The 25,007-nt window shown below is 73.6% G+C and carries 21 protein-coding genes and 1 riboswitch; of the genes, 12 read left to right on the forward strand and 9 right to left on the reverse strand.

Annotated features, from left to right (window positions below; all coding sequences use genetic code 11):
* The first annotated feature begins 66 nt into the window (after positions 1–66).
* The 7 genes from ROT00_RS04435 to thiD all read left to right on the forward strand — a co-directional run bounded on the left by ROT00_RS04435 (position 67) and on the right by thiD (position 10,192).
* A complete protein-coding gene (locus ROT00_RS04435; protein ID WP_404772647.1) occupies positions 67–1,017 on the forward strand; it encodes an ABC transporter permease in 951 nt (316 codons plus the stop codon).
* 3 nt (positions 1,018–1,020) lie between these two features.
* Positions 1,021–2,004 carry an ABC transporter permease gene (locus ROT00_RS04440; protein WP_404772649.1) on the forward strand — a complete coding sequence of 328 codons (984 nt, stop codon included), beginning with the start codon at positions 1,021–1,023 and terminating at the stop codon, positions 2,002–2,004.
* A complete protein-coding gene (locus ROT00_RS04445; RefSeq protein WP_404772651.1) occupies positions 2,001–3,776 on the forward strand; it encodes a dipeptide ABC transporter ATP-binding protein in 1,776 nt (591 codons plus the stop codon). Before ROT00_RS04440 ends, ROT00_RS04445 begins: the two co-directional genes overlap by 4 nt.
* Positions 3,773–5,437: an amidohydrolase gene (locus ROT00_RS04450; protein WP_404772652.1), complete on the forward strand. Its 1,665-nt coding sequence runs from the start codon at positions 3,773–3,775 to the stop codon at positions 5,435–5,437. The genes ROT00_RS04445 and ROT00_RS04450 overlap by 4 nt, the downstream gene beginning before the upstream one ends.
* Positions 5,434–6,945: an amidohydrolase gene (locus tag ROT00_RS04455; protein WP_404772654.1), complete on the forward strand. Its 1,512-nt coding sequence runs from the start codon at positions 5,434–5,436 to the stop codon at positions 6,943–6,945. Before ROT00_RS04450 ends, ROT00_RS04455 begins: the two co-directional genes overlap by 4 nt.
* Before the next feature lie 50 nt (positions 6,946–6,995).
* Positions 6,996–7,089: riboswitch (TPP riboswitch) on the forward strand.
* Entirely contained in the window at positions 7,080–7,940 is an 861-nt protein-coding gene (gene thiM, locus ROT00_RS04460; protein WP_404772655.1) for a hydroxyethylthiazole kinase, read from the forward strand. (Overlaps the previous riboswitch by 10 nt.)
* Complete coding sequence (thiD, locus tag ROT00_RS04465) at positions 7,937–10,192, forward strand: bifunctional hydroxymethylpyrimidine kinase/phosphomethylpyrimidine kinase (RefSeq protein ID WP_404772657.1); 2,256 nt, start codon at positions 7,937–7,939, stop codon at positions 10,190–10,192. Before thiM ends, thiD begins: the two co-directional genes overlap by 4 nt.
* Here thiD and ROT00_RS04470 read toward each other — a convergent pair.
* Complete coding sequence (locus ROT00_RS04470; protein WP_404772659.1) at positions 10,177–10,746, reverse strand: dihydrofolate reductase family protein; 570 nt, start codon at positions 10,744–10,746, stop codon at positions 10,177–10,179. The two genes, thiD and ROT00_RS04470, sit on opposite strands and share 16 nt — an antisense overlap.
* A gap of 139 nt (positions 10,747–10,885) precedes the next feature.
* Here ROT00_RS04470 and ROT00_RS04475 point away from each other — a divergent pair, with 139 nt between their 5' ends.
* Positions 10,886–12,067 (forward strand): DUF2510 domain-containing protein, encoded by a 1,182-nt coding sequence (locus tag ROT00_RS04475; protein ID WP_404772661.1) that lies wholly within the window; start codon positions 10,886–10,888, stop codon positions 12,065–12,067.
* Positions 12,068–12,269: 202 nt separating this feature from the next.
* Here the strand turns inward: ROT00_RS04475 and gap are convergent, their stop codons facing one another.
* The 7 genes from gap to ROT00_RS04510 all read right to left on the reverse strand — a co-directional run bounded on the left by gap (position 12,270) and on the right by ROT00_RS04510 (position 19,137).
* Entirely contained in the window at positions 12,270–13,271 is a 1,002-nt protein-coding gene (gene gap, locus ROT00_RS04480; protein ID WP_404772663.1) for a type I glyceraldehyde-3-phosphate dehydrogenase, read from the reverse strand.
* 89 nt (positions 13,272–13,360) lie between these two features.
* Positions 13,361–14,302: a GlxA family transcriptional regulator gene (locus ROT00_RS04485; protein ID WP_472974907.1), complete on the reverse strand. Its 942-nt coding sequence runs from the start codon at positions 14,300–14,302 to the stop codon at positions 13,361–13,363.
* Between the two features lie 76 nt (positions 14,303–14,378).
* The gene (locus ROT00_RS04490; protein ID WP_404772666.1) at positions 14,379–15,551 is read right to left on the reverse strand and encodes an NAD(P)/FAD-dependent oxidoreductase; all 1,173 of its coding nucleotides are present in this window, start codon (positions 15,549–15,551) and stop codon (positions 14,379–14,381) included.
* On the reverse strand, positions 15,548–16,651 hold the full coding sequence (locus tag ROT00_RS04495) for a Gfo/Idh/MocA family protein (RefSeq protein WP_404772667.1): 1,104 nt from the start codon (positions 16,649–16,651) through the stop codon (positions 15,548–15,550). Before ROT00_RS04495 ends, ROT00_RS04490 begins: the two co-directional genes overlap by 4 nt.
* Positions 16,651–17,421, reverse strand: coding sequence for an amino acid ABC transporter ATP-binding protein (locus ROT00_RS04500; RefSeq protein WP_404772669.1), 771 nt, complete (start codon positions 17,419–17,421; stop codon positions 16,651–16,653). Before ROT00_RS04500 ends, ROT00_RS04495 begins: the two co-directional genes overlap by 1 nt.
* The gene (locus ROT00_RS04505) at positions 17,418–18,194 is read right to left on the reverse strand and encodes an amino acid ABC transporter permease (RefSeq protein WP_376932559.1); all 777 of its coding nucleotides are present in this window, start codon (positions 18,192–18,194) and stop codon (positions 17,418–17,420) included. The genes ROT00_RS04500 and ROT00_RS04505 overlap by 4 nt, the downstream gene beginning before the upstream one ends.
* A 64-nt stretch (positions 18,195–18,258) precedes the next feature.
* Positions 18,259–19,137 (reverse strand): ABC transporter substrate-binding protein, encoded by an 879-nt coding sequence (locus ROT00_RS04510; protein WP_376932560.1) that lies wholly within the window; start codon positions 19,135–19,137, stop codon positions 18,259–18,261.
* A gap of 197 nt (positions 19,138–19,334) precedes the next feature.
* Between ROT00_RS04510 and ROT00_RS04515 the strand changes: the two genes are divergently transcribed.
* Positions 19,335–20,399: a LacI family DNA-binding transcriptional regulator gene (locus tag ROT00_RS04515; protein WP_404772671.1), complete on the forward strand. Its 1,065-nt coding sequence runs from the start codon at positions 19,335–19,337 to the stop codon at positions 20,397–20,399.
* Positions 20,400–20,510: 111 nt separating this feature from the next.
* Positions 20,511–21,059 (forward strand): peptide-methionine (S)-S-oxide reductase MsrA, encoded by a 549-nt coding sequence (gene msrA, locus ROT00_RS04520; protein WP_404772672.1) that lies wholly within the window; start codon positions 20,511–20,513, stop codon positions 21,057–21,059.
* A gap of 5 nt (positions 21,060–21,064) precedes the next feature.
* Here the strand turns inward: msrA and ROT00_RS04525 are convergent, their stop codons facing one another.
* A complete protein-coding gene (locus ROT00_RS04525) occupies positions 21,065–22,000 on the reverse strand; it encodes a 5'-3' exonuclease (RefSeq protein WP_404772674.1) in 936 nt (311 codons plus the stop codon).
* Positions 22,001–22,102: 102 nt separating this feature from the next.
* On the opposite strand from ROT00_RS04525, the gene ROT00_RS04530 reads away from it, so the two are divergent.
* Positions 22,103–23,926 (forward strand): BCCT family transporter, encoded by a 1,824-nt coding sequence (locus ROT00_RS04530; RefSeq protein WP_404772676.1) that lies wholly within the window; start codon positions 22,103–22,105, stop codon positions 23,924–23,926.
* Positions 23,927–23,960: 34 nt separating this feature from the next.
* Positions 23,961–24,998, forward strand: a complete 1,038-nt coding sequence (locus tag ROT00_RS04535) for an FUSC family protein (RefSeq protein ID WP_404772678.1) — start codon at positions 23,961–23,963, stop codon at positions 24,996–24,998.
* Positions 24,999–25,007 lie beyond the last annotated feature (9 nt).

Genomic DNA, 25,007 nt, shown 5'->3' on the forward strand with positions numbered 1-25,007 from the left:
GGGTCGGAGCGTCAGGCTCCGCCCGTCCGCCCCATCCCCCGTTCCCCCTTCGTCCCCGGAGATCCGATGCTCAGATTCGTCCTGCGGCGGCTGCTCAGCCTGCTGCCCGTCCTCTTCGTCGTGTCGGTGGTGATCTTCTCGCTCATCCACCTGACGCCCGGCGACCCGGCCCGCGCCATCCTGGGCCAGAACGCGACGAACGAGCAGGTCGCCGCCCTCCGCGAGAGCATGGGCCTCGACCGGCCGCTCGTCGAGCAGTACCTCGGCTGGGTCGGCGGCGTGCTCACCGGCGACTTCGGCGACTCGTACTTCCTCCGCAAGAGCGTGACCGAGGCGATCGGCGACAACGCCGTGCCGACGATCCAGCTCGCGGTGATCGCGATCATCGTCGCGATCGCGCTCTCGGTGCCGTTCGGCACGCTCGCCGCCCGCTTCCGCGGCGGCCACCTCGACCGCTCGGTGATGGGCTTCACCCTGATCGGGATGACGGTGCCGAGCTTCGTGCTCGCCCTCGCGCTCATGGTCGTCTTCGGCCTCACGCTGCGCTGGCTGCCGATCTCGGGCTACGTGAACCCCTTCGAGGACTTCGGCGCCGGCATCCGCACCCTGATCATGCCGGGGATCGCGCTCGGCACGATCACCGCAGCGCTCATCACCCGCACGACCCGCGCCGCCGTGCTCGACGTGCTGAACGCGGACTACATCGACGCGGCCCGCTCGCGAGGCGTCGCCGAGCGCCGGCTGCTGTTCAGCCACACGCTGAAGAACGCGAGCCTGCCCGTGCTCACCATCATCGGACTCTCCCTCGGCGGGCTCGTGACGGGCGCCGCGGTCACCGAGACGATCTTCAACATCCCGGGGCTCGGGCAGCTCCTCGTGACCTCGATCGCCCGCCGCGACTACCCGGTGATCCAGGGCGTCATCCTCTTCGTCACCCTCATCTACCTGCTCACGAACCTGCTGATCGACCTGCTCTACGGCATCGTCGATCCGCGCGTGCGCCTCGGAAAGGCCTGAGCGATGGCTGCGAACTCCCCCGCCACCACGAACACCGCCGCACCGAGCACGACCGTGCTCGCGATGCAGCCGGCCGCGCCGCGCGACTCACTGTGGCGTCGCATGCTCGGCAACACGGGGCTCATGACGGGCATCGTCGTGATCCTCGTCATCTTCGTGGTCTCCTACGTGCTGCCGCCCCTGCTGCACCTCGACCCGTACGCCGTCGACCCGGCGAACCGCCTCGCGCCGCCGTCGGCGGAGCACCCCTTCGGCACCGACAACTTCGGCCGCGACCTGTTCGCGCGCATCGTCTCCGGCGCCTCGACCTCGCTCCTCGTCGGCTTCGTCGTCGCCCTCGTGAGCGGCGTGCTCGGCGCGATCATCGGCATCGCGGCCGTCTTCAACAGCGTGCTCGACCAGGTGCTCATGCGCATCTGCGACGGGCTCATGGCGATCCCCGCCATCCTGCTCGCGGTGGCCCTCACCGCCGCGCTCGGCCCGAGCGTCACGAACCTCGTCATCGCCCTCACCGTCGTCTACACGCCGGGCATCGCGCGCCTCGTCCGCTCCCGCGCGCTGGCCGTCACCTCGGAGACCTTCGTCACCGCCAGCACGATGCAGGGGGCGGGGATGCTGCACCTGATGTGGCGGCACGTCCTGCCGAACACGCTCTCCGTGCTCGTCGTGCAGTCGACGTTCACCTTCGCCGAGTCGGTGATCACGGAGGCGGCGATGAGCTTCCTCGGCGCCGGGGTGCCGGCGCCGCAGGCGAGCTGGGGCAACATCCTCTACGACGGCAAGTCCGTGCTGATGCAGGCCCCGCAGATGATCCTCATCACGAGCGGCTTCCTCATCGTCACCGTGCTCGCGCTGAACCTCATCGGTGACGGACTGCGCGACCTCGTCGACCAGCGCTCGCGCTCGCTCGTCGGCAAGCCCGGCATCTTCGCCCGCATGGCCGCCGTCGTGACCCCCGGCCGATTCCGTCAGGAGGTGAAGCGATGACCGACGCCGTCACCGACGCGCCGCTCCGCTTCGAGGAGCTCAGGCTCGACATCGACACCCCGCAGGGCGTCGTGCACGCCGTCCGCGGCGTCAGCCTGGAGCTGCACCGCGGAGAGATCCTCGCGATCGTCGGCGAGTCCGGCTCCGGCAAGACGCTGACGGCCCGGGCCGCGCTCGGCCTGCTGCCGCCCCGCACCCGCACGGGCGGGCGGGTGCTGCTCGGCGGCACCGACGTGCTGAGCACCGACGCCGAGTCGCTGCGGCAGATCCGCGGCGGCGAGGCGGCGATGATCTTCCAGGAGCCGTCGACGGCGCTGAACCCGGTCTTCCCGATCGGCTGGCAGCTCGAGGAGGGCCTCCGCGCGCACGGGATCACCGAGGCGGCCGAGCGCCGCCGGCGCGCGGTCGACATGCTGCGCGCGGTCGGCATCCCGGAGCCGGAGCGCCGCCTCGGCGACTACCCGCACCAGTTCTCCGGCGGCCAGAAGCAGCGCATCGTCATCGCGATGGCGCTCGCGCTGCGGCCATCGGTGATCATCGCCGACGAGCCGACGACGGCGCTCGACGTCACCGTGCAGGCCGAGATCCTCGAGCTGCTCCGCGAGTGCCGCGACGAGTTCGGCGCCTCGATCGTGCTGATCACGCACAACATGGGCGTCGTGGCCGACATCGCCGACCGCGTCGCGGTGATGTACCGCGGCGAGCTCGTCGAGGTCGCCCCGGTCGACGAGCTCTTCCGCGCCCCGCGCGAGGACTACACGCGCCAGCTCCTCGCGGCGGTGCCGCGGCTCGGCGGCGGCCGCGATCGCGAGCCAGGGCGCGAGCCGGGCCGGGATGCGGCGGATGCGCCGGTGACGGCCACCCCCGCGGCGGATGCCCCGACGGCACTCACCGCACCGGCCGCGCCTGCCGCGCCGGCCGCCCCGGCGCCGGCCGTGGTCCTCGACGGCGTCGACATCGAGTACCGCAGCGGCTTCGGCACGAAACCCGTCCGGGCGGTGCGCGGCGTCTCGCTCGAGATCGCCCGCGGCGAGGTCGTCGGCCTCGTCGGGGAGTCCGGCTCGGGCAAGTCGACGATCGGGCGCGCCATCGGCGGCCTCGAACGGGTCGCGGCGGGACGGCTCGAGGTGCTCGACGCCGAGCTCCGGACCCTCTCGCGCCGGCGGGTGCGGGAGCTCCGCCGCCGCATCGGCTTCGTGTTCCAGGACCCGGCGGCCTCGTTCAACTCCTTCATGACGATCGAGGACTGCGTCATCGAGCCGATGCGCATCCACCGGGTGCCGGGCGGCAAGGCTGCCCATCGCGCTCGGGCGGCTGAGCTGCTCGACGCCGTCGAGCTGCCCGGATCCTACGCGGGGCGCTACCCCTTCGAGCTCTCCGGCGGGCAGCGCCAGCGCGTCGGCCTCGCCCGTGCGCTCGCGCTCGACCCGGAGCTCGTGATCGCCGACGAGCCCACCTCGGCCCTCGACGTCTCGGTGCAGGCGCGCGTGCTCGACATCTTCACCTCGCTCCAGCGCGAGCTCGGCTTCGCCTCGCTGTTCATCAGCCACGACCTCGCCGTCGTCGAGCTGCTCGCCGACCGCGTCGGCGTGCTCCGGGGCGGCGAGCTCGTCGAGCTCGGGGCGACCGAGCAGGTGCTGCACGCGCCGCAGCACCCGTACACGCAGCAGCTCATCGCCGCGGTGCCGGTGCCGGACCCCGAGGTGCAGCGGCTGCGCCGCCGGATCGAGGACCCGGAGCATCCGATCCTCGACACGGAGGCCGTCGCATGAGCGCCGACGCCCCCGCGATCCGAGCCGACCTCGTGCTCCTCGGCGGCCGCGTCCGCACCGGGCTCGAGCCGGACGCCGCGACCGGCGCGACCGCGCAGGCGGTCGCCGTCAGCGGACGGCGCATCGTCGCCGTCGGCTCCCGCGCCGAGGCGGCGGGCTGGGACACCGCGGATGCCGAGCTCCTCGACCTCGGCGACGCGACCATCACCGCCGGGTTCGTCGACGGGCACGTGCATCCGCTGTCCGGCGCCGAATCCCGGCACCGGGCCCTGCTCCTGCACGACTGCACCTCCGTCGAGGAGGTCGCCCGTCGCATCGCCGCCTTCGCCGCCGACCGCGGCCCCGACGAGTGGATCCGCGGCTTCGGGCTCTCCTTCGACCTCTTCGTCGGCGGCGAGCTCACGAACGCGCCCTTCGCCGAGGCCTTCGGTGGCCGCCCCGGCTACCTGCTGCTCTTCGACGGGCACGCGATCATCGCGAGCCCGCGCGCGCTCGAGCTCGCCGGCATCGACGGGCCGCGCGACTTCGGCAACAACGCCTCCATCGAGGTCGACGCCGAGGGTCGGCCCACCGGCTACCTCGTCGAGTCCGACGCCGAGCTCCTCGTCACGGAGCTCTACCCCAGGATGCCGTTCGACGAGCGCGTCGCCGCCGTGCGGGCGAAGCTCGCCGAGTTCGCCGCGACCGGCTACACCTCGCTGCACCAGCTGAACCTGGAGCCGGGCGACCTCGACGTGCTGCGGGCGATCGAGGAGACGGGCGAGCTGCCCGTCCGCGTCCGCGTCTCGCCGATCTGGCGCGCCACCGACCCCTGGGCCGACACCCTCCGGAACCTCGTGGCGCTGCAGGGCGTCGGCGGCCGGCGCTGGCGGGTCGAGGGCGTGAAGTTCATGCTCGACGGCAGCATCGACAACGGCTCGGCCTGGCTGTTCGAGGCCGACACGGGCGGCGGCGGGCTGCAGCCCTACTGGGTGCCGTCCGAGACCTTCACCCGGGCGCTGCACGCCCTCGCCGAGAGCGGCGTGCCCACGGCGACGCATGCCATCGGCGACCGCGCGGTCGAGTTCGTGCTCGACGCCGTCGCCTCGATCCCGGCGCACGCCCCGCGCGTCACGCACCGCATCGAGCACCTGGAGACGATCCCCGACCGGCTGCTGCCCCGCTTCGCGGAGCTCGGCGTGCCCGCGAGCGTGCAGCCGATCCACGCCTTCGCGCAGCGCCCCGACGGCCTCGACATGTGGACCACGCTCCTCGGCCGCGGCTCGGAACGGGCCGGGCACGGCTGGCGGGTCGCCGACCTCGACGCCGCCGGTGCGCTCGTGGTGCTCGGCTCCGACTGGCCGGTCGAGGAGTTCGACGGGCGCCGGGTCTTCGCCGCCGCCGTCACCCGCCGACGGCACGGATCCGCCCGGCCCCCGGTCGATCCGCACCAGGCGCTGCCGCCGGCGCGTACGCTCGTCGCCATGACCCGCAACGCGTGGACCTCGATCGACCGCCCCGGCGACGGCGTCGTCGCGCCCGGCGCGATCGCCGACCTCGCCGTGTTCCGCGACGACCCGGTGACGGCGGATCCCGAGCGGTTCGCCGAGACCGAGGTGCTGCTCACCGTCGTCGGCGGCCGCGTCAGCCACCGGGCGGGCGGCGGACCCGCCGTCCCGTGACCGGCCTGGCGCGCGCGGCGACGGTCCCGCAGCTGCGCTCCGTGCGGCTCCTCGGCGGATCGGAGCCGGTCGACGTCGCGCTGCACCCCGGCGGCCGCCCCGGCTCGGCCCAGATCGGCGCCGTCACCCCGGCCGGCAGCACGCCGGCGCCGCCGGGCGCGATCGACGCCGAGGGGCGGTTCCTCACCTCCGGGCTCTGGGACGAGCACGTGCACTTCGGCCAGTGGGCCGCGCAGTCGGGGCGGCTCGATCTCGGCGCGGAGGCGGATGCCGGGCTCGCGCTCGCGCGCGTCGCGACGGCCGTCCGGGAGGCGGGCGGCACGGACGCGGGAACCGCCACCGGCGCCGGGATCGTCGCGATGCGGGCCCGCGGCGACGAGTGGACGGGGCGGATGTCCCGGCAGCGCCTCGACGAGGTCGCCGGCCCGGTGCCGGTCGTGCTCATCACCGCCGATCTGCACGGCGCCTGGCTGAACACGGCGGCGCTCCGCAGGCACGGCCTGCCCGAGACCGGCGACGGCCACATCGTCGAGGACGCCTGCTTCGCGCTCGTGCGGCAGCTCGACGGCGGAACGGATGCCGAACTCGACGCCCGGGTCGCGGCGGCCGGCGCCGCAGCCGCGCGCCGCGGCGTCGTCGGCATCGTGGACTTCGAGATGCGCTGGGGCGCCGACGACTGGGCCCGGCGCGAGGCATCCGGATTCGACCGGCTGCGCGTGGAGACCGCGGTCTACCCGCACGATCTGGAGCGGGCGATCGCGCTCGGCCTCCGCACGGGCGACCCGATCGGCGAGGCGGGGCGGATCACCGTCGGACCGCTGAAGGTCATCACCGACGGCTCGCTCGGCACCGCCACGGCGTGGTGCTGCGAGCCGTACCCGGACGGCGGTCACGGCCGCCGCCTCTGGCCGGCCGCCGAGCTCGACGCGCTCCTGCGGCGGGCGCACGGCGCCGGGCTCGGGCTCGCCGTGCACGCCATCGGCGACCGAGCGAACGCCGAGGTGCTCGACGCCTTCGAGCGCACCGGCACGAGCGGCCGGATCGAGCACGCCCAGCTCCTCGCCGACCCCGAGCTCGACCGCTTCGCGCGGCTCGGGGTCACCGCGAGCGTGCAGCCCGTGCACCTCCTCGACGACCGCGAGACCGCCGATCGGCTCTGGCCCGGTCGCGGGCACCGCGCCTACCGCTTCGCCGCGCTGCTCCGCTCGGGCGGGCGGCTCGTGTTCGGCTCCGACGCCCCGGTGGCCCCGCTCGACCCCTGGCTCGCCGTGCAGGCGGCGGTGCTCCGCGCCCGTCCCGGTGAAGCCCCCTGGACGCCCGAGGAGCGGCTCCCCGTCGACGTCGCGCTCGCGGCCTCGATGCGCGGTCCCCTCCGACCCGGGCCGGGCGACGCGGCCGACCTCGTGCTGCTCGACGCCGACCCGCTCGCCGTGGCGCCCGAGGCGCTCGGCGGCATCGGCGTGGCGGCGACCCTCGTCGGCGGCGTCCCGACCCACCCGGTGGGCTGAGTTCCGCTCCGGCGACCCGACCGGCCCCGGCCACGTGGGGTAGGCTCGCGAACAGTGACACGGGGTGCCGCGACCGCGGCTGAGAACACACCCGTCGAACCTGATCTAGTTCGGACTAGCGAAGGGATGTCGCGATGCAGACGCGCGCACTCACCGACCCTGCCCACCTCATCGAGACGAGCGGCGAGCTGCTCGACCTCGTGCGATCGACGACGCCGCTGGTGCACTGCATCACGAACGCCGTCGTCACGAACTTCACCGCGAACGCGCTCCTCGCCCTCGGCGCGGCGCCCGCCATGGTCGACCTCGTCGGCGAGGCGGGCCCGTTCGCGACGGTCGCGAGCGGCCTGCTCGTGAACCTCGGCACGCCCCAGCCCGAGCAGCGGGCGGCGGCCCGGGAGGCGGTCGCCTCGGCCCGGACCGCCGGCACGCCGTGGGTGCTCGACCCGGTCGCGATCGGCGCCCTGCCGATCCGCACCGAGCTCGCGCACGACCTCGCCGAACTGCGGCCGGCGGCGATCCGCGGCAACGCCTCCGAGGTCCTCGCCCTCGCGGGGGTCGGCGCCGGCGGTCGCGGGGTCGACGCCGCCGACGAGACGGATGCCGCAGCCGGCCCCGCCGCGGACCTCGCCCGTCGCACGGGCGCCGTCGTCGCCGTCTCCGGCCCCGTCGACCTCCTGACCGACGGGACGACGACGGTGCGGATCGCGAACGGCGACCCGCTCCTCACCCGCGTCACGGGCGGCGGCTGCGCCCTCGGGGCGGTGGTCGCGGCGTTCCTCGGCGCAGCCCGGGCGACGGATGCCACGGCGCTCGAGGCGGTGACCGCCGCCCACCTCGCGTACACGGTCGCCGCCGAGCGCGCCGCCGACGGCGCCGCGGGCCCCGGCAGCTTCGCCGTGCGCTTCCTCGACGCGCTCGCCGCGGTCGAGGCGGCCGAGCTGCGCTCGCTCGCGCGGCTCTCGCTCGGCACCCCCGTCGAGGCCGCCGCATGAGCGCGCGGCCGGCCCTCGACCTCTCGCTCTACCTCGTCACCGACGCCGCGCTCTGCGGCGAGCGCGGGGTCGCGGCGACCGTCGAGTCGGCGGTGACCGGCGGCGCGACGATCGTGCAGCTCCGAGACAAGCACGCGAGCGACGAGGAGCTGCTCGGACTGCTCGCGGAACTCGACGAGCGGATCGCCGGGCGCGTGCCGCTCGTCGTGAACGACCGCCTCGACCTCGTGCTGCAGGCCCGGGCCGCGGGCATCCGGGTCGACGGGGTGCACCTCGGCCAGGGCGACGCCGCCGTGCTGCGCGCCAGGGCGGAGCTCGGACCCGACGCGATCGTCGGCCTCACCGCCAACACGGCCGCCCACCTGAATGCGGTCGCCGGGCTCCCCGCCGGCACGGTCGACTACCTCGGCGTCGGCGTGATCCGGCCGACCTCGACGAAGCCGGACCATCCGCCGGCGCTCGGCATCCCCGGCTTCGCCGCCATCCGCTCCGCCGCGAAGGATGCCGCGGGCGCCCCGCTGCCGTGCGTCGCGATCGGCGGCGTGGGGCGCGCCGACGCGGCGGCGCTCCGTGCGGCGGGAGCCGCCGGCCTCGCGGTGGTGTCGGCCTTGTGCGCGGCCCCGGATCCCGGGCGGGCCGCGGCGGGCTTCCTCGCCGCCTGGCGGGCGGGCCCGGTCGCGGTGCCCCGCGTGCTCAGCATCGCGGGCAGCGATCCCTCGGGCGGAGCCGGCATCCAGGCCGACCTGAAGTCGATCGCGGCCGTCGGCGGCTACGGCATGGCCGCGATCACGGCGCTCACCGCCCAGAACACCCGCGGGGTCCGAGGCGTGCACGTGCCCCCGGCCGAGTCGCTGCGGGCGCAGCTCGACGCGATCTCCGACGACATCGCGATCGATGCGGTGAAGCTCGGCATGCTCGCGAACGCCGACACGATCCGCGTCGTCGCCGAGTGGCTCTCCCGGGTGCGTCCCCCGGTCGTCGTGCTCGACCCGGTGATGGTCTCGACGAGCGGCGACCGGCTGCTCGATCCGGAGGCCGAGGCCGCGCTGCGGGAGCTGCTCCCGCTCGCCGACCTGGTGACGCCGAACCTCGCGGAGCTCGGCGTGCTGTCGGGCGCCGGAGCCCCGGCAGCCGACTGGGCGGGCGCGCTCGCGCAGGCGGCCGAGCTCTCCGCCCGGGCGGGCGTGCTCGTGCTCGCGAAGGGCGGGCATCTCGGCGGCGCGGCGGCCCCCGACGCCCTCGTGGACGCCCGGCACGGCTCCGCCGAGATCGCCGAGTTCCACGGCGAGCGCATCGAGACGACGGCGACGCACGGCACCGGCTGCTCGCTCTCCTCGGCGATCGCGACGCTCCGGGTGCGGCACGGCTCCTGGCAGCCGGCGGTCGCCGAGGCGCGCCGCTGGCTCCGCGAGTCGCTCCGGCACGGCGAGTCGCTCGGCGTCGGCGGCGGCCACGGACCGGTGCACCACTTCGCGGGACTCTGGGCGCGGGGCGGGCTCGGCACCGCACCCACGGCCGTGGAGCTCGAGGCCGAGTGGTGGGCCGATCTGGCCGACGTGCGGACGGCGATCGACGAGCTGCCGTTCATCCGCGGGCTCGCCGACGGCTCCCTGCCGCGCGCGGCGTTCGAGGAGTACCTCGCCCAGGACGCGCACTACCTCCGGGAGTACGCGCGCGCCCTCGCCGAGGCGGCGCGGCTGGCCCCGGATGCCCCGGCGCAGGCGTTCTGGGCCGCGGGGTCCCGGGAGTGCCTCACGGGCGAGCTCGAGCAGCACGAGCGGGAGCTCTCACTGCACGGGCGGGAGCCCGCGGGAGCTCCGGACGCGGCGAGGCCGGTCGGTGCGGCGAGTCCGGCGGCGCCCGGCGGACGGCCCCCGGGCTTCCGCCCGAACCCGGTGAACCTCGGCTACCTCGACCACCTGCTCGCGAGCGGCGCGCGCGGCGGCTACCCCGAGCTCGTCGCCGCGGTGCTGCCGTGCTACTGGATCTACGACGACCTCGGCCGCCGGCTCCTCGCGGGCGGCTTCGGGCCGGAGCCGACCTCGCCGGAGCATCCGTACGCGGACTGGCTCGCGATGTACGCGGACCCGGCGTTCGCCCGCTCCACGCGCCGCGCGATCGAGCTCGTCACCGGCGTCGCGGCGGCCGCGTCGCCGGAGGTGCGCGAGCGGATGCACCAGGCGTTCCGCCGTTCGGCGGAGTTCGAGCTGGGGTTCTTCGCGGCTCCGCTCGCGGTTCAGCCCACGTCGTAGACGGCCTTGACGACGCCGTTCGCGTAGGCGGCGCGGTCGACGAGCTCGAGCTTCGTGCGCGGCCCGGGCTCGTCGCCGAAGAGCCGCTTGCCCGCGCCGAGCAGCACCGGGAAGACGAGCAGGTGGTACCGGTCGACGAGCCCGGCGGCGGCGAGCGAGCGGGCGAGGGTGCCGCTGCCCTGCACGATGATCGGGCCGCCCTCGCCCGCCTTCAGCTCGGCGACGTCGTCGATCGAGCGGAGGAGGTGGCAGTTCGGCCAGTCGGGCGTGAGCGCGTCGTCGCCGAGCGTCGTGGACACGACGTACTTCGGCATCGCGTTGTAGCGCGCGAACTCCTCGGTCATCGACGGCCAGATCGGGGCGAACTCCTCGTAGCTGACGCGGCCGATGAGCATCGCCTCGGCCTCCTCCTGCTCGGCGCCCTTCAGTTCGTACGCCTCCGGCACGAACGGCACTTCCTTGAAGGTCCAGCCCGCGCGGGGGTGGTCGCCGCCGCCGGGAGAGTCGATGACCCCGTCGAGGCTGATGAACTCCGTCACGATGAGCGTGCGCATGTCGTGTCCTTCCGTCGTCGCGGAGCGGGATGCTCCGTCTCATCCTTGCGTCGAACGGGCGCGGGCGGAATCGACCGGCGGATGACGCGGGTGTACCCCCAAGATGCGGGGTACCCGGGGTTTCTGCCACGATCGGAGCATGACCGACCCGAACACGGCCCCCGCCGGCTGGTACGACGACGGCTCCGGCCGCCTGCGCTACTGGGATGGCACGCTCTGGACCGAGCACTTCGCCCCGCTGCCCGAGCCCGCGGCAGCAGAGCCCGCGGCTGCCGAGCCCGCGACCGTCGAGCCCGCGGCAGCAGAGCCCGCGACCGAAGCCGCCGCCGAGGCATCCGCCACCGTTCCCGCGGCCGTCCCCCCGGTGGAGCCGGCCCTCGCGGACTCGCAGCCGACCGCCGTGTATCCGCCCGGGAACCCCGCGTTCCAGGCGACGCAGTCGTACGGCGCGCAGCCCATCTCCAGCACCCAGCCCGCGTACGGCACCCAGCCCTACGGCGCGCAGCCCGCGTACGGCACCCAGCCCGCCTACGGCACCCAGCCCTACGGCACCCAGCCCGCCTACGGCGCCCAGCAACCGGGCCCCTACGGCGCGTACCAGCCGGTGCAGCCGAAGAAGCCGAACGTGGTCGGCCTCGTCGCCCTCGGACTCGCGGCGCTCGGCGTCGTCGGGGTCTGCATCCCCCTCATCACCGCGATCGGGATGGCGCTCCTCGGGATCGCGTTCATCCTGTCGATCGTGTCGTTCTTCCTCACGGGCCGGAAGTGGCCCGGCTTCGTCGCCCTCGGCCTGTCACTCCTCGGCGGCATCATCGCGGGCGTCGTCCTGCTGGTCTCGGTGATCACGGCCATCGCCGAGAGCGAGTCGTCCTCCTCCGACCCGGCGAGCAGCTGGCCGGAGACGAGCGAGGAGGGCCCGGCCGATCCGCCCGCCGATGCGAGCGGCTTCGGCGACACCTTCGTCTACGACGACGGCGTCGAGCTGACCGTCTCGACGCCCGCGCCCTACACGCCGACCGAGCTCGCCGCGGGCGCCAGCTACCCCGACAACGTGTACTTCACGGTGACGGTGACGAACACCTCCGACCAGCCGGTGGAGGTCTTCGCGTTCGGCGAGCTGACCTCGGCGGGCGAGTACGGCAGCTCGATCTTCGACTTCGACGGCCCGCAGGGCGAGATCAGCCTGCCGCCGACCGAGACGGTCGCGCCCGGCGCGACCCTCACCTGGACCGAGGCGTGGTCGGTGGCCGACCCGGCCTCCCTGACGTACACGATCTCGCCCGGCTTCGACTACGGGGACGCGGTCTTCACGACCGAGTGACCGGCGCTCGACGCGCGAACGGGCCGGGCATCCGAGAGGATGCCCGGCCCGTTCCGTTTCCGGCCCTGCCGAAGTCGGATGCGCATCGAGCGGGCTCCACACCGGTCGATACGCATCCGGCCTCGCCCGGGTCGCGCGCGCGGGAAGGTCGCGCGCGGCCCGGGAGGCCGGTGGGGCGAGGTCGTCATCCCCGCCCCTGGGCTCAGGCGCCGGCGAGCAGCCCGAGCGAGTCGACGACGCGGTTGGAGAAGCCCCACTCGTTGTCGTACCAGGCGACGACCTTCACGTGGCGGCCGTGCACGCGGGTGAGCGCGGCGTCGAAGATCGACGAGTGCGGGTTCCCCTCGATGTCGCTCGACACGATGGGGTCCTCGGTGTACTCGAGGATGCCGCGGAGCGGGCCCTCGGCCGCGGCGCGGTAGGCGGCGAGCACCTCGTCGAGGGTGACGTCCTTCGAGACGGTCGTGTTCAGCTCGACGATGGAGCCGACGGGCACCGGCACGCGGATCGAGTCGCCCTGGAGCTTGCCGTCGAGTCCGGGCAGCACGAGCCCGATGGCCTTCGCGGCGCCGGTCGAGGTCGGCACGATGTTCACGCCGGCGGCGCGGGCGCGGCGCAGGTCGCGGTGCGGGCCGTCCTGGAGGTTCTGCTCCTGGGTGTACGCGTGCACCGTGGTCATGAAGCCGTGCTCGATGCCGGCGAGCTGGTCGAGGACGCTCGCGAGGGGCGCGAGCGCGTTCGTCGTGCACGAGGCGTTGGAGACGATCGTGTGCGAGGCGGCGTCGTAGTCGGTGTGGTTCACGCCGAAGGCGATGGTCGCGTCGGCGCCGTCGGACGGCGCCGAGACGAGGACGCGCTTCGCGCCGGCCTCGAGGTGGGCGCGGGCGGCGTCGGCGGAGGTGAAGCGGCCGGTCGACTCGAGCACGAGCTCGACGTCCAGCTCGCCCCACGGCAGCTTCGCGGGCTCGCGCTCGGCGAGCACCCGGATGCGGGCGCCGTCGACGACGAGCGCCTCGCCCTCGACCGACACCTCGCGGTCGAAGCGACCGAGGGTGCTGTCGTACTTCAGGAGGTGGGCGAGCGTGGCCGGGGCGGTGAGGTCGTTGATCGCGACGACCTCGAAGTCGGCGCCGCGCTCCACGATCGCGCGCAGCACGTTGCGGCCGATGCAGCCGAATCCGTTGATGGCGATGCGAGTGGTCATGTCCTCCAGCATCGTCAGCGGATGCCGCGATCGGCAGTGGCTCGCACGCCAGTGTCCGAAAGGATCGCGCCACACCGCGATCGCCGGCGTCACTCGCCCCTGGCGAACGTCTCCCGGTACCCGCTCGGCGAGGTGCCGAGGATCCGTTGGAAGTGCAGACGCAGGTTCGCCCCGGTGCCGAGCCCGACCTGGGCGGCGACCTGCTCGACCCCGAGCTCGGTCCGTTCGAGCAGCTCGCGCGCGACGTCGACCCGCGCCCGGAGCACCCACTGCATCGGCGTGTAGCCCGTGTCCTCCACGAAGCGCCGCGAGAAGGTGCGCGGCGAGACGTTCGCGTTGCGCGCGAGCTCGCCGAGGGTGATCGGCTCGCCGAGCCGCTCGAGCGCCCACTGCCGGGTGGCGGCGAACACCGGCCCGAGCTCCTCCGGCAGGCTGCGCGGCACGTACTGCGCCTGCCCGCCGCTCCGGTACGGCGCCGCGACGAGCTGGCGGGCCGCGTGGTTCGCCACCCCGACGCCGAGGTCGCGGCGCACGAGGTGCAGGCACAGGTCGATGCCGCTCGCCGCCCCCGCCGAGGTGAGCACGCTGCCCTCGTCGACGAACAGCACGTTCGCGTCGACCCGGACGAGCGGATGCCGCGCGCGGAGGGCCTGCGTGTAGTGCCAGTGGGTCGTCGCCCGTCGCCCGTCGAGGAGGCCCGTCGCGGCGAGCGCGAACGCCCCCGTCGAGATCGCGGCGAGGCGGGCGCCGCGCGCGTGGGCGGCGCGCAGGGCGTCGACGACGACCGCGGGCGGCGGTTCCCGGTCGGGGTGGCGGTAGCCGGGGATGAACACCGTGTCGGCCCACTCGAGCGCCTCGAGCCCGTTCGCGACGTGGTACGACAGCCCGTCGCCGCCCGTGACGAGACCGGGGGCGGCGCCGCAGACGTGCACCTCGTACGGCATGCTCGCCCGGGTGGTGAAGACCTGGGCGGGGATGCCGACGTCGAGCGGCTTCGCCCCCTCGAGCACGAGCACCGCGATCCGGTGCAGGGAAGTGGTCACCTGGCAAGGATGCCACGGACCGCAAGCCGATCGCCCGCGCGGGCGATCGGCTCGCGGCGGTGCGTCAGCGCTGCCCGACGGGCGCCCACGCCCCCGTTGCGACCACCCCGGGCGCCTGACCGCCGTCGAAGCGCCCCAGCCCGAACGCAGCCAGCACCGGCGACGGCGTCCCGCTCAGGACCTCCTCGGCGAGCAGCTCGCCGAGGATCAGCCCGAGCGTCGCGCCGGAATGGGTGAAGACCGCGTAGAGGCCGTCGATCGAGGGCACCGCGCCGACGACCGGCTCCCCGTCGCCGGGGATCGGCTTGAGGCCCGCACCGACGCGCGCCGCGCGCAGCCTCGGCGCCCCAGCGAGGACGCGCGAGGCCTCGTCGAGCAGGCCCTGGACCGAGGCATCGGGCACCTCCACCGTGCCGTCCTCGGCGATCGTGACCGTCTGCTCGGCCCAGTCCGCGTCGAGCACGAGCCGGCCGTCGGGGGTGGGCCGCACCGCGACGCGCGGCGTGTTCAGCACCGTTCGCACGGCCGCCTCGACGGGATCGGTGAACAGGACGAACGCGCCCGGCGTGGCGTCCGGGATCGCTGCGCCGAGCTCGGCGAGCTGCACCGGCACGCCGGCGCCGGTGGCGAGCACCACCCGATCGGCCTCGATGAGCGTGCCGTCGGCGAGCACGACCCCCCGCGCGGCCCCGGCGTCGACCGAGACCCGGGCGGCGCCGGCGTGCTCGATCACCCGGGCGCCGTCGGCCTCCGCGTCGGCGACGAGCGCGGCGATCAGTTCGGGCAGGCTCACCCAGCCCTCGCCCGGATTGAAGATCGCCCCCTCCTCGGCGACGGCCGAGGCATCCACGTCCGGAGCGAACGCCGCCACCTCGTCGCGCTCCACCCAGACCGAGTCGTACCCGACGGAGCGCTCGAAGGCGAACGTGTCGCGGAAGCTCTCGCCCGGACCGGCCCATTTCATGCCCCCGTCGAAGCGCAGGTAGCCGGCGCTCTCCGGCCGCGCCGCGCGCCAGCTGCGGTACCGGTCGAGCGCGAGCAGCCGCAGATAGTGGTACGCGCTCGAGCGGTCGCCGGAGGAGTTCAGCCAGGCGATCGAGCGGCCGGACGCGCCGTCGGCGAGCCGCCCGGCGGTGATCAGCGTGACCCGCGCGCCGCCGCGGGCGAGCTGGGCGGCGGTCGACGCGCCGAGGATGCCGCCGCCGACGACGGCGACGTGGAGTGGAGTGGTGCTCATCGGATTCCTTCGTTCGGGGTGGAGTGGTCCGCCGTCGTCGCGGCGCGCGGGGTGCGGAGGGGGGTCTCGGCGTGGAGCTGCTCGATCAGCTCGAGCACGGCGACGGCGTCGTCCGGTGCGACCGGAACCGGCGCGCCGTCCCGGATCGCTCGCGCGAGCTCGCGGTAGAACCCGGCGTAGTCGCCGCGCTCGGTGGGCCGCGGCGCGAGCGCGCCCTCGATGCCGACGACGCCCCACCGCTCGGGCGGGGTCTCGCCGTACCCCGGCGCGTCGGGCGAGACGCCGGCGTCGAGCGCGGCCTCCTGCCCGTCGAGGCCGTGCACGGTGTAGCCCCCGCTCGACCCGAGCACGTGGAATCGGGGCCCGAACTGCGCGGCGAGCGAGTTCATCCAGAGGTGCGACACGGTGCCGGACTCGTGGCGGAGGGCGACGAACGCATCGTCGTCGGCGATCCCGTCGGGCCGGTGCGCGGCGAGCTCGGCACGAGCCTCGGCGACGGGGCCGAACAGCTGCAGCGCCTGGTCGATGAGGTGCGTCCCCAGGTCGTAGAGCATCCCGCCTCCCGCCGCGGGCGCAGCCTCGGCCTTCCAGCTCGCCCGCACCTCCGGCTTCCACCACTCGAAGCGGGATTCGAACCGACGGACGTCGCCGAGGGCGCCCTCCGCGAGGAGCCGCCGCAGCGTGAGGAAGTCCCCATCCCAGCGGCGGTTCTGGAAGACCGTCAGCCGACGGCCGAGCCGTCGGGCGAGCGCGATGAGCTCGCGCCCCTCGGGCGCCGTCACGGTGAAGGGCTTGTCCACGACGACGTCGAGACCGGCCTCGAGCGCCGCGGCCGCCAGTTCGGCATGCGTCGCCGGCGGCGTGCCGATGACGGCGAGATCCAGGTCCCCGGCGGCGTCCAGCATCGCCGCGGCCGTCGGCAGCACCCGCGCGGCGGGGTACCGCGCGGCGACCTCGGCGGCGCGCCCGGGGTCGCCCGTCACGACGGCGTCGAGCGAGTAGGCGGGGTCCGCGCCGAGGAAGGGGGCGTGGAAGACGCGACCGGAGACGCCGTAGCCGACGACGACGGTGCGGATCGGCACGGTCGGGGCATCCGCCATCAGAGCACCTCCGAGAGGAAGCGCTTCAACCGGTCGCTCCGCGGCTCGTCGAAGAGCTGCTGCGGCGGCCCGGCCTCCACGACGCGGCCCTCGTCCATGAAGACCAGCTGATCGGCGACCTTTCTCGCGAATCCCATCTCGTGCGTGACGACGAGCATCGTCATCCCGCGCTGCGCCAAGCTCGCCATGAGGTTCAGCACCCCCTTCACGAGCTCGGGGTCGAGCGCGCTCGTCGCCTCGTCGAAGAGCATGACCTCGGGCTGCATGGCGAGCGCCCGGGCGATCGCGACGCGCTGCTGCTGCCCGCCCGACAGGTCCCGGGGGCGGTGGTCGGCGCGCTCCGCCAGCCCGACCTCGCCGAGGCGCTCGGCGGCGACCCGCCGGGCCTCCGTCTTCGACAGGCGCTTCACGTTCCGCAGCGCGAGCGCGACGTTGTCGAGGGCGGTGTGGTCGGGGAAGAGGTTGAAGTGCTGGAAGACGAGCCCGATGCGTCGGCGCACGACGTCGGGCTTCAGTCCGAGCGCGCTCTCGCCGGCGAGGAGCACCTCGCCGGACTTCGGCTCGTGCAGCCGGTTCACCCCGCGCAGCAGCGTCGACTTGCCGGAACCGGACGGCCCGATGATGCAGGTCGTCGTGCCCGGCGGCACCGTCAGCGAGACGCCGCGGAGGACGTCGATGTCGCCGTAGGCCATGGTGAGCTCGCGGAGCTCGAGGCTCGACCCTTCGTAGAAGCGTCCGTCGGAGACGGGCACGGGCGAGGTGTAGGTCATGAGTTCTCCCCGTAGGTGAGGGTGACTTCTTCGACCTCGTCGAGGCCGCTCTGCGGCGGCGCGGGCTTGCGCCGTCCGGCGCGGAACCGGTGGTCGAAGTAGTTCACGAGGTGGGTGAGGGGCACGGTGATCACCAGGTAGAAGAGCCCGGCCATGACGAGCGGCGAGAGGTTGCCGGTGAGGACCGCGGCGTCCTGCCCCACCCGGAAGAGCTCGCGCTCGCTGACGAGGAGCCCCAGGAAGTAGACGAGGCTCGAGTCCTTCACGATCGCGATGAACTGGTTGACCAGGGCGGGCAGCACGCGGCGCACGCCCTGCGGGACGACGACGAGCCGCATCGCGCTGCCGTAGCTCATGCCGAGCGCGCGACAGGCCTCGAGCTGTCCGCGATCGACGCTCTGGATGCCGGCGCGGAAGATCTCGCCGATGTACGCGCTCGCGATGAGGCTGAGGGCGAGGATGCCGAGCGGGTAGGGCGAGGGGCCGAACAGCTGCTGGCTGAACCGGGCGAAGCCCTGTCCGATGAGCAGGATGGTCAGAATCGCGGGCAGTCCCCGGAAGACGTCCGTGTAGACGCGCGCCGGGACCCGCAGCCAGGCGGTCTTCGAGATGCCCATGATGGCGATGATCATGCCGAGCACGATCCCGATCACGGTCGCCCAGACCGAGATCACGAGGGTGTTCACGAGTCCGACGCCGAGCAGCTGCGGGAGCACCTGCCACATCGCGTCGAAGTCGAAGAAGGTTCTGATGAGGTTGTCGAGCCAGTCCATCGGATGCTCCGTCGTGTCGGTGACGCCGGGCGGCCCCGTGGGAGCCGCCCGGCGTCAGCGGTGGCTACTGGGCCGGCGTCTCCGCCGGCGCCTCGGTCTGCTCGTCCGAGGGCAGGTACTGCTCGGGCATCGGCGAGCCCGGGAACCACTTCTGGTAGAGCTCCTTCCAGGTGCCGTCCTCCATCGCGGCGTGGAGCGCCTCGTTCAGCGCGGCCTGGAACTCGGGCTTGCCCTTGGCGATCGCGAAGCCGGCGGGTGCGTCGAAGGAGGGGATGTCGATCGCGTTCACCAGGCCGAACTGCTCGGCGTACTCCTTGGCCGCTTCGTAGTCGAGGAAGTGCGCGTCGATCGAGCCGCTGTTCACCGCGGAGATGGCCGCGTTGTTGTCGGGGAAGCGAACGAGCTCGGTGTCGGTGAAGTGCGTGACCGCGTAGGCCTCCTGGAGCGTGCCCTGCACGACGCCGAGCCGCTTGCCGGCGAGGCTCGCCTCGTCGGTGATGCCCGAATCGGGTGCGGCCATGACGGTGAGGTAGCCCGCGAGGTAGCCGTCCGAGAAGTCGACCGTCTGCTCGCGTTCCTCGGTGATGCCGATCGCTGCGACGCCGACGTCGAACTGCCCGTTCGCGACGGCGGCGAGCAGGCCGGAGAAGTCCTGCCCCGTGAAGACCACGTCGTCGATGCCGATGCGGTGGGCGACATCGGTGAACAGCTCCACGTCGAAGCCCGTGAACTCGCCGGAGGCATCCGTGAAGGTGTACGGCTTCGCGTCGCCGAGGCTCGCGACCCGGATCTGACCGGGGGTGATGAGCCCGTAGGGATTGTCGTCGCCGCCGGCGGTGGCGGCGGGGCCGCCGCCGCTCGAGCAGGCGGCGAGGACGAGTGCTGCAGCGGCGGCCGCGACGGCGGCGACCGTCCTGCGGACGCGGGTGGGGGCGGGGGTCATGATGGTTCCTCTCTGAACACGGGACGCTGAGCGCGGAAGGTGATGCGGGGCGGGACTGACGGAGTGAGACCGGTCTCAATGTGCGAGAATGAGACCGGTCTCAATCGCGTTTCTGGGAGCGTACCCGGGCGATGGCCACCCGTCAACCGATAGCGTCGATCCGACGCCCGTGAACGGCGGACCACCGAGGAGGCGATGTGGGCGAGCACGGCACCGGACGCCGCGAGATCACCGTGAGCGACGTCGCATCCGCCGCACGCGTCTCGAAGGCGACCGCCGCACGCGCCCTCGGCGACTACGGCGCGGTGAGCGATGCCGTGCGGGATCGCGTGCAGAAGGCCGCCGAAGAGCTCGGCTACCGGCCGAACGCGCTCGCGCGGACCATGAGCACCGGCCGCTCGCACACCATCGGCATCGTCATCGGCGACATCGAGAACCCGTACTTCGCCCAGGCGACGCGCGCCGCCGCCGATGTCGCCGCCGCCGCGGGCTACGACGTCATCCTCTCGAACTCCGACGAGGAGCCGGACCGCGAGGCGCAGGCCATCGCGGTCCAGTTGGCCAAACGCGTCGACGGCCTCCTCGTGGCGCCCGCCTCCTCGCTCGCGCCGGACACCCTCCAGCCCGTGCTCGACGCGGCGCGCCCCCTCGTGCTCTTCGACCGCGCGGTGCCGTCCCTCGACGTCGACACCGTGATCACGGCGAATCGCAGCGGCGCGCGTCGACTGACCGCGCTCCTCCTCGCCGCGGGCCACCGTCGGATCGCCTTCGTCTCCACCCTCGCCCACGCGGGCGGCTACCGGCTCGGCGAGGTCCTCGCCTCGTCGTCGGTGGCCGAACGCGTGCAGGGCTTCACCGACACGCTCGCCGAGGCCGGCATCGAACACCCCGAACGGTTCGTGCATCTGAACGCGAAGGAGCACGGGGTGGAGGAGCTCGTGGTACGACTCCTCCGGGCCGAGGAGCCCCCGACCGCGATCATCGCCTCGGACAGCCTCGTCGCCCTCGCCGCCTTCCGGGCGGCCAGGCGGCTCGGCATCCCGATCCCCGGACGGCTCTCGCTCGTGGCGTTCGACGACGCCGATTGGACGGGCCTCACGACGCCCGGCATCACCGTCATGGCCCAGCCGATCCACGAGATCGGCGCCGAAGCGGCACGGGCCCTCCTGCGCCGGATCGGCGGCGACGGCTCGCCGGCCGCCACGACGGTCCTCGACCAGCAACTCGTCGAGCGCGAGTCGGTGGCGCCGCCGGCGGGCTGACCCGGTCGCGCGCCGGCATCAGTCCGGGCTCGCGGAACACCCGGGCGGGCGCATACGTTCTTCTCTGTGGGCGCGCGCGACCGCGGGCCCATGAGAACGAAGGAGCGGACCATGACCGACACCGGCGCCATCACCACCATCCCCGGCACCGAGACCGCGGTGCTCGCCGGCGGCTGCTTCTGGGGCATGCAGGACCTCATCCGCCGCCGCCCCGGCGTCATCAGCACCCGCGTGGGCTACACCGGCGGGCAGAACGACCACGCCACGTACCGCAACCACCCGGGCCACGCGGAGGCGATCGAGATCGTCTACGACCCGGCGAAGACGAGCTTCCGCGAGCAGCTGGAGTTCTTCTTCCAGATCCACGACCCGACGACCCTGAACCGTCAGGGCAACGACCTCGGCACGAGCTACCGCTCGGCGATCTTCCCGACGAGCCCCGAGCAGGAACAGGTCGCCAGGGACACGATCGCCGACGTGGACGCCTCGGGCCTCTGGCCGGGCGACGCGGTCACGACGATCGAGCCGAGCGGCCCGTTCTGGGAGGCCGAGCCCGAGCACCAGGACTACCTGGAGCGCATCCCCAACGGCTACACCTGCCACTTCGCGCGGCCCGGCTGGGTGCTGCCGAAGCGCGAGCAGGCGAGCGCGGCGGAGTAACTGGTTCAGGCGGTGCGGTCGAGCGCGGCCTCGAGCCGGCCGACCGTGCCGCCGAGGTTCCACTCGGCGCCGAGCCGCTCGAGCCGCTCACGTGCGGCGGGCTCCAGCGGACGGAGCTTCGCCGACGCCGCGTCGAAGCCGAGCGGCAGCTCCCGCCGCACCCGCACCACCTCCGGGGCGACCGCGAGGTAGTCGGCCGCGGCGGCGAGCTTCGCCCGCACCCCGGCCGACATGCCGGGCTCGCCCGACTCGGCCGCGGCGAGCACCCCGTCGAGGGTGCCGAAAGTCTGCAGGAGGCCCGCGGCCGTCTTCTCGCCGACGCCGGCGACGCCGGGCAGGCCGTCCGAGGCATCCCCGCGCAGGGTCGCGAAGTCCGCGTACTGCTGCGGCAGCACCCCGTACTTGCCGACGACCGTCGCCTCGGTGACGAGCTCGAGCTTGCTCATGCCGCGCGCGGTGTTGATGAGCCGAACGCCGGCAGCGTCGTCGACCAGCTGGAACAGGTCGCGGTCGCCCGTCACGATGTCGACGGGCATCGGGGCGCCGGTCGCGAGGGTGCCGATGACGTCATCCGCCTCCGCCTCCGGCGCGCCGACCACGGCGACGCCGAGCACGTCGAGGAGCTCGCGGATGCGCGGGATCTGCGCGACGAGCCCCGGCGGGGTCTCCTCGACGTCGACGCCGCCCGGCACCGCCTCGACCACGCGGTGGGCCTTGTAGCTCGGGATCCGCTCGACCCGCCAGGCGGGGCGCCAGTCGTCGTCCCAGCAGGCGACGAGGTGCGTCGCCTCGTAGTCGGTCGTGAGCCGCGCGATCATGTCGCCGAGGCCGCGCACGGCGTTCACCGGCGTGCCGTCGGGCGAGACGATCGAGTCGGGCACGCCGAAGAAAGCGCGGAAGTAGAGCGACGCGGTGTCGAGCAGCATCATGCGGTCGGCCATGCGCCGATCATGGCACGGATGCCCCGCCGCCGCTGTCCGGCCGTCGGCCGCCCGGCCGGGTGGCATCCCGGCGCTACGGACCCCGCTCGCTACCGTTGACCCATGGAGAAACGACTCCCGCCAGTCCAGCGCTGGGTGTTCTGGCCCGCGGCGGTCGTCATCGTCGCCTTCGTGGTCTTCGCCCTCGTCGCCCCCGACGCCGCCGAGACGGTGTTCGGGGCGATCCAGTCCGGCATCGTCAACACCTTCAACTGGTACTACGTGCTCATCGCCGCGTTCTTCGTCGCGGTCAGCCTGTTCTTCGGCTTCAGCCGCTTCGGCGACATCAAGCTCGGCCGCGACGAGGACGAGCCCGAGTTCTCCTTCCCGGCGTGGCTGTCACTGCTGTTCGCCGCGGGCATGGGCATCGGCCTCGTCTTCTACGGGGTGAGCGAGCCGCTCAGCCACTTCGTCTCGCCGCGTCCGGGCGTGACCGGCACGCCGGAGCAGCTCGCGCAGGCGGCGCTCAGCCAGACGTATCTGCACTGGGGCATCCACGCCTGGGCGATCTACGTCGTCATCGGCCTCGCCCTCGCCTACGCCATCCACCGGCGCCGCCGGCCCATCTCGATCCGCTGGACGCTGGAGCCGCTCCTCGGCAAGCGCGTCGAGGGCGGCTGGGGGCACGCGATCGACGTGATCGCCCTCGTCGGCACGCTCTTCGGCGTCGCGACCTCCCTCGGCCTCGGCGTGCTGCAGATCAGCGCCGGGCTGCACGCGGCGGGCTTCGCCGAGCCCGACGAGTTCACCCAGGTCGTCATCATCCTCGTGATCTCGGTCTTCGTGCTGTTCTCCGTGCTGTCGGGCGTCACCAAGGGCATGAAGTGGCTGTCGACGGCGAACCTCGTGCTCGCCGGGCTGCTCGTGCTCTACCTGCTCGTGTTCGGGCAGAGCGAGTTCCTGCTGCGCGAGTTCGTGCAGTCCATCGGCAACTACATCCAGAACTTCGTCGGCCTCTCGTTCAACACGAGCGCGTTCCAGGGCGCCGCGGGCGAGCAGTGGCAGGCCTCCTGGACCTCGTTCTACTGGGGCTGGTGGATCTCCTGGGCGCCCTTCGTCGGCATCTTCATCGCGCGGGTCTCGAAGGGGCGCACCGTGCGGGAGTTCGTGATGGGCGTCATCATCGTGCCGACGCTCCTCGGCATCCTGTGGTTCGCCGTGCTCGGCGGCTCGGCGCTCGCGATCGAGCTGCAGACCCCGGGCGCCCTCACCCGTCCCGACGGCACCGTCGACGTGCAGGGGGCGCTGTTCCAGCTGCTCGAGTACGTGCCGGGCACGCAGATCGTGACGATCGGCGTCATCATCCTGATCGCGATCTTCTTCGTCACCTCGGCCGACTCCGGCGCGCTCGTGATGGGCATGATCGCGACGGGCGGGCAGCTGAACCCGAAGCGGTGGATCCGCACCTTCTTCACCGCGATCACCGCGCTCCTCGCGATCGCGCTGCTCCTCAGCGGCGGGCTCACGGCCCTGCAGACGGCGGCGATCATCATCGCGCTGCCGTTCAGCGTCGTGATGCTCCTCATCTGCTGGTCGACGATCATCGCGTTCCGCCGGGAGCGGCGCGCGTACGAGCGGGCGCAGCGCGCCGCGTTCATCGACCGGATCGGCGAGGTCTACGGCCTCGAGGCCGAACCGGGCGAGGGGGCGCCGCTCGGCACCCAGCCGCGCTGGGTGCGCTCGCTCCGCCGGCGCTTCGGGCTCGCGGACGCCCCGGCGTCGGAGCGGCGGCTCTCCGCGACCGCGCTCGAGGCGGAGCGGCACGACGAGCTCGGCGTGCCGGGCGCCGACGTCGACGAGCTCGTCGACCGGGACGAGCTGGCCGTGCTCGACGACCCCGAGATCCCCGAGCACGGCGAGGACGAGCCGCGCGGGATGCCGCAGTAGCGTGCCCGCGGGGCGCGCGCAGTAGCGTGGTCGCATGGGCATGACCGCCGCATTCCGGGCCGCGAAGCGGGCGTCGCTGCTGCAGGTGGCGAAGTCGGCGGTGGCGACCATCGCGGCGTGGCTCGTCGCGGGCTGGATCGTGCAGGGGCAGCTGCCCGTGTTCGCCGCGATCGCCGCGCTGCTCGTCGTCCAGCCGAGCGTCAACCAGTCGTTCGCGAAGGCGATCGAGCGCAGCATCGGCGTCATCGCCGGCGTCGTGATCGCCTCGGCGCTGGGCCTCGTGTTCGGCTCCGCGAGCTGGGTCGTGCTCGTCGCGATCGTCGTGGCGATGCTCGTCGCCTGGGCGCTCAAGGTGACGCCCGGCACGGGCAACCAGGTCGCGATCAGCGCGATGCTCGTGCTGGCGCTCGGCTCCTCGAGCCCGGCGTACGCGATCGACCGGATCTTCGAGACGCTCATCGGCGCCGCGATCGGGATCGTCGTGAACGTGCTCATCGTGCCGCCCGTGCTCGTCGGCCCGGCGCGCCGGGACCTCGCGCTCCTCGGCGGGGAGCTCGCGGCGAGCCTCAGCCGGCTCGCGGCGGCCCTCGAGTCGCCGCAGTCCTCGCACGCGATGCAGCAGCTCATGCTGGAGGCGCGGCTGATGCGGCCGATGCGGGATGCCGCCGAGGCATCCATCTCCGCCGGCGAGGAGTCGCTCACCCTGAATCCGCGGCGCTCCGCGCACCGCGACGAACTGCGCGAGCTGCGGGCGCTGATCGAGAAGCTGAGTCCGATCGTGACGCAGGTGATCGGGATGACGCGGGCGACTCTCGACCACTACGACCCGGCGCTGTCCGAGGAGCCGGCCGTGCAGGCGATCGCGGAGCAGCTGCGGCGGGCGGCGCACGACGTCCGGCTCGCCGTGCACCTCGCCGACATCGAGCCCGACCCGGCGCCGATGACCTCGGCGGTGCCGGCGCTGACGGCGCCGCTCGTCGTCACGGCGCCGCGCTCGGGGCACTGGATCCTCATCGGATCGCTCATGGAGGACCTGCGCCGCATCCACGAGGAGCTCCTCGACGACGCCTGAGCGGGATGC

This window comes from Agromyces mediolanus (assembly GCF_044917495.1).
In the GTDB taxonomy this organism is placed as follows: domain Bacteria; phylum Actinomycetota; class Actinomycetes; order Actinomycetales; family Microbacteriaceae; genus Agromyces; species Agromyces mediolanus_B.

Bases quoted from the DNA above. Each gene is read 5' to 3' on its own strand.
- ROT00_RS04525 (WP_404772674.1), bottom strand. From the start codon at position 22,000: ATGGCCGACCGCATGATGCTGCTCGACACCGCGTCGCTCTACTTCCGC.
- ROT00_RS04445 (WP_404772651.1), top strand. From the start codon at position 2,001: ATGACCGACGCCGTCACCGACGCGCCGCTCCGCTTCGAGGAGCTCAGG.
- ROT00_RS04435 (WP_404772647.1), top strand. From the start codon at position 67: ATGCTCAGATTCGTCCTGCGGCGGCTGCTCAGCCTGCTGCCCGTCCTC.
- ROT00_RS04500 (WP_404772669.1), bottom strand. From the start codon at position 17,421: ATGACCTACACCTCGCCCGTGCCCGTCTCCGACGGACGCTTCTACGAA.
- ROT00_RS04530 (WP_404772676.1), top strand. From the start codon at position 22,103: ATGGAGAAACGACTCCCGCCAGTCCAGCGCTGGGTGTTCTGGCCCGCG.
- msrA (WP_404772672.1), top strand. From the start codon at position 20,511: ATGACCGACACCGGCGCCATCACCACCATCCCCGGCACCGAGACCGCG.
- gap (WP_404772663.1), bottom strand. From the start codon at position 13,271: ATGACCACTCGCATCGCCATCAACGGATTCGGCTGCATCGGCCGCAAC.
- ROT00_RS04510 (WP_376932560.1), bottom strand. From the start codon at position 19,137: ATGACCCCCGCCCCCACCCGCGTCCGCAGGACGGTCGCCGCCGTCGCG.
- ROT00_RS04470 (WP_404772659.1), bottom strand. From the start codon at position 10,746: ATGCGCACGCTCATCGTGACGGAGTTCATCAGCCTCGACGGGGTCATC.
- ROT00_RS04450 (WP_404772652.1), top strand. From the start codon at position 3,773: ATGAGCGCCGACGCCCCCGCGATCCGAGCCGACCTCGTGCTCCTCGGC.
- ROT00_RS04495 (WP_404772667.1), bottom strand. From the start codon at position 16,651: ATGGCGGATGCCCCGACCGTGCCGATCCGCACCGTCGTCGTCGGCTAC.
- ROT00_RS04475 (WP_404772661.1), top strand. From the start codon at position 10,886: ATGACCGACCCGAACACGGCCCCCGCCGGCTGGTACGACGACGGCTCC.
- thiM (WP_404772655.1), top strand. From the start codon at position 7,080: ATGCAGACGCGCGCACTCACCGACCCTGCCCACCTCATCGAGACGAGC.
- thiD (WP_404772657.1), top strand. From the start codon at position 7,937: ATGAGCGCGCGGCCGGCCCTCGACCTCTCGCTCTACCTCGTCACCGAC.
- ROT00_RS04505 (WP_376932559.1), bottom strand. From the start codon at position 18,194: ATGGACTGGCTCGACAACCTCATCAGAACCTTCTTCGACTTCGACGCG.
- ROT00_RS04440 (WP_404772649.1), top strand. From the start codon at position 1,021: ATGGCTGCGAACTCCCCCGCCACCACGAACACCGCCGCACCGAGCACG.
- ROT00_RS04535 (WP_404772678.1), top strand. From the start codon at position 23,961: ATGGGCATGACCGCCGCATTCCGGGCCGCGAAGCGGGCGTCGCTGCTG.
- ROT00_RS04490 (WP_404772666.1), bottom strand. From the start codon at position 15,551: ATGAGCACCACTCCACTCCACGTCGCCGTCGTCGGCGGCGGCATCCTC.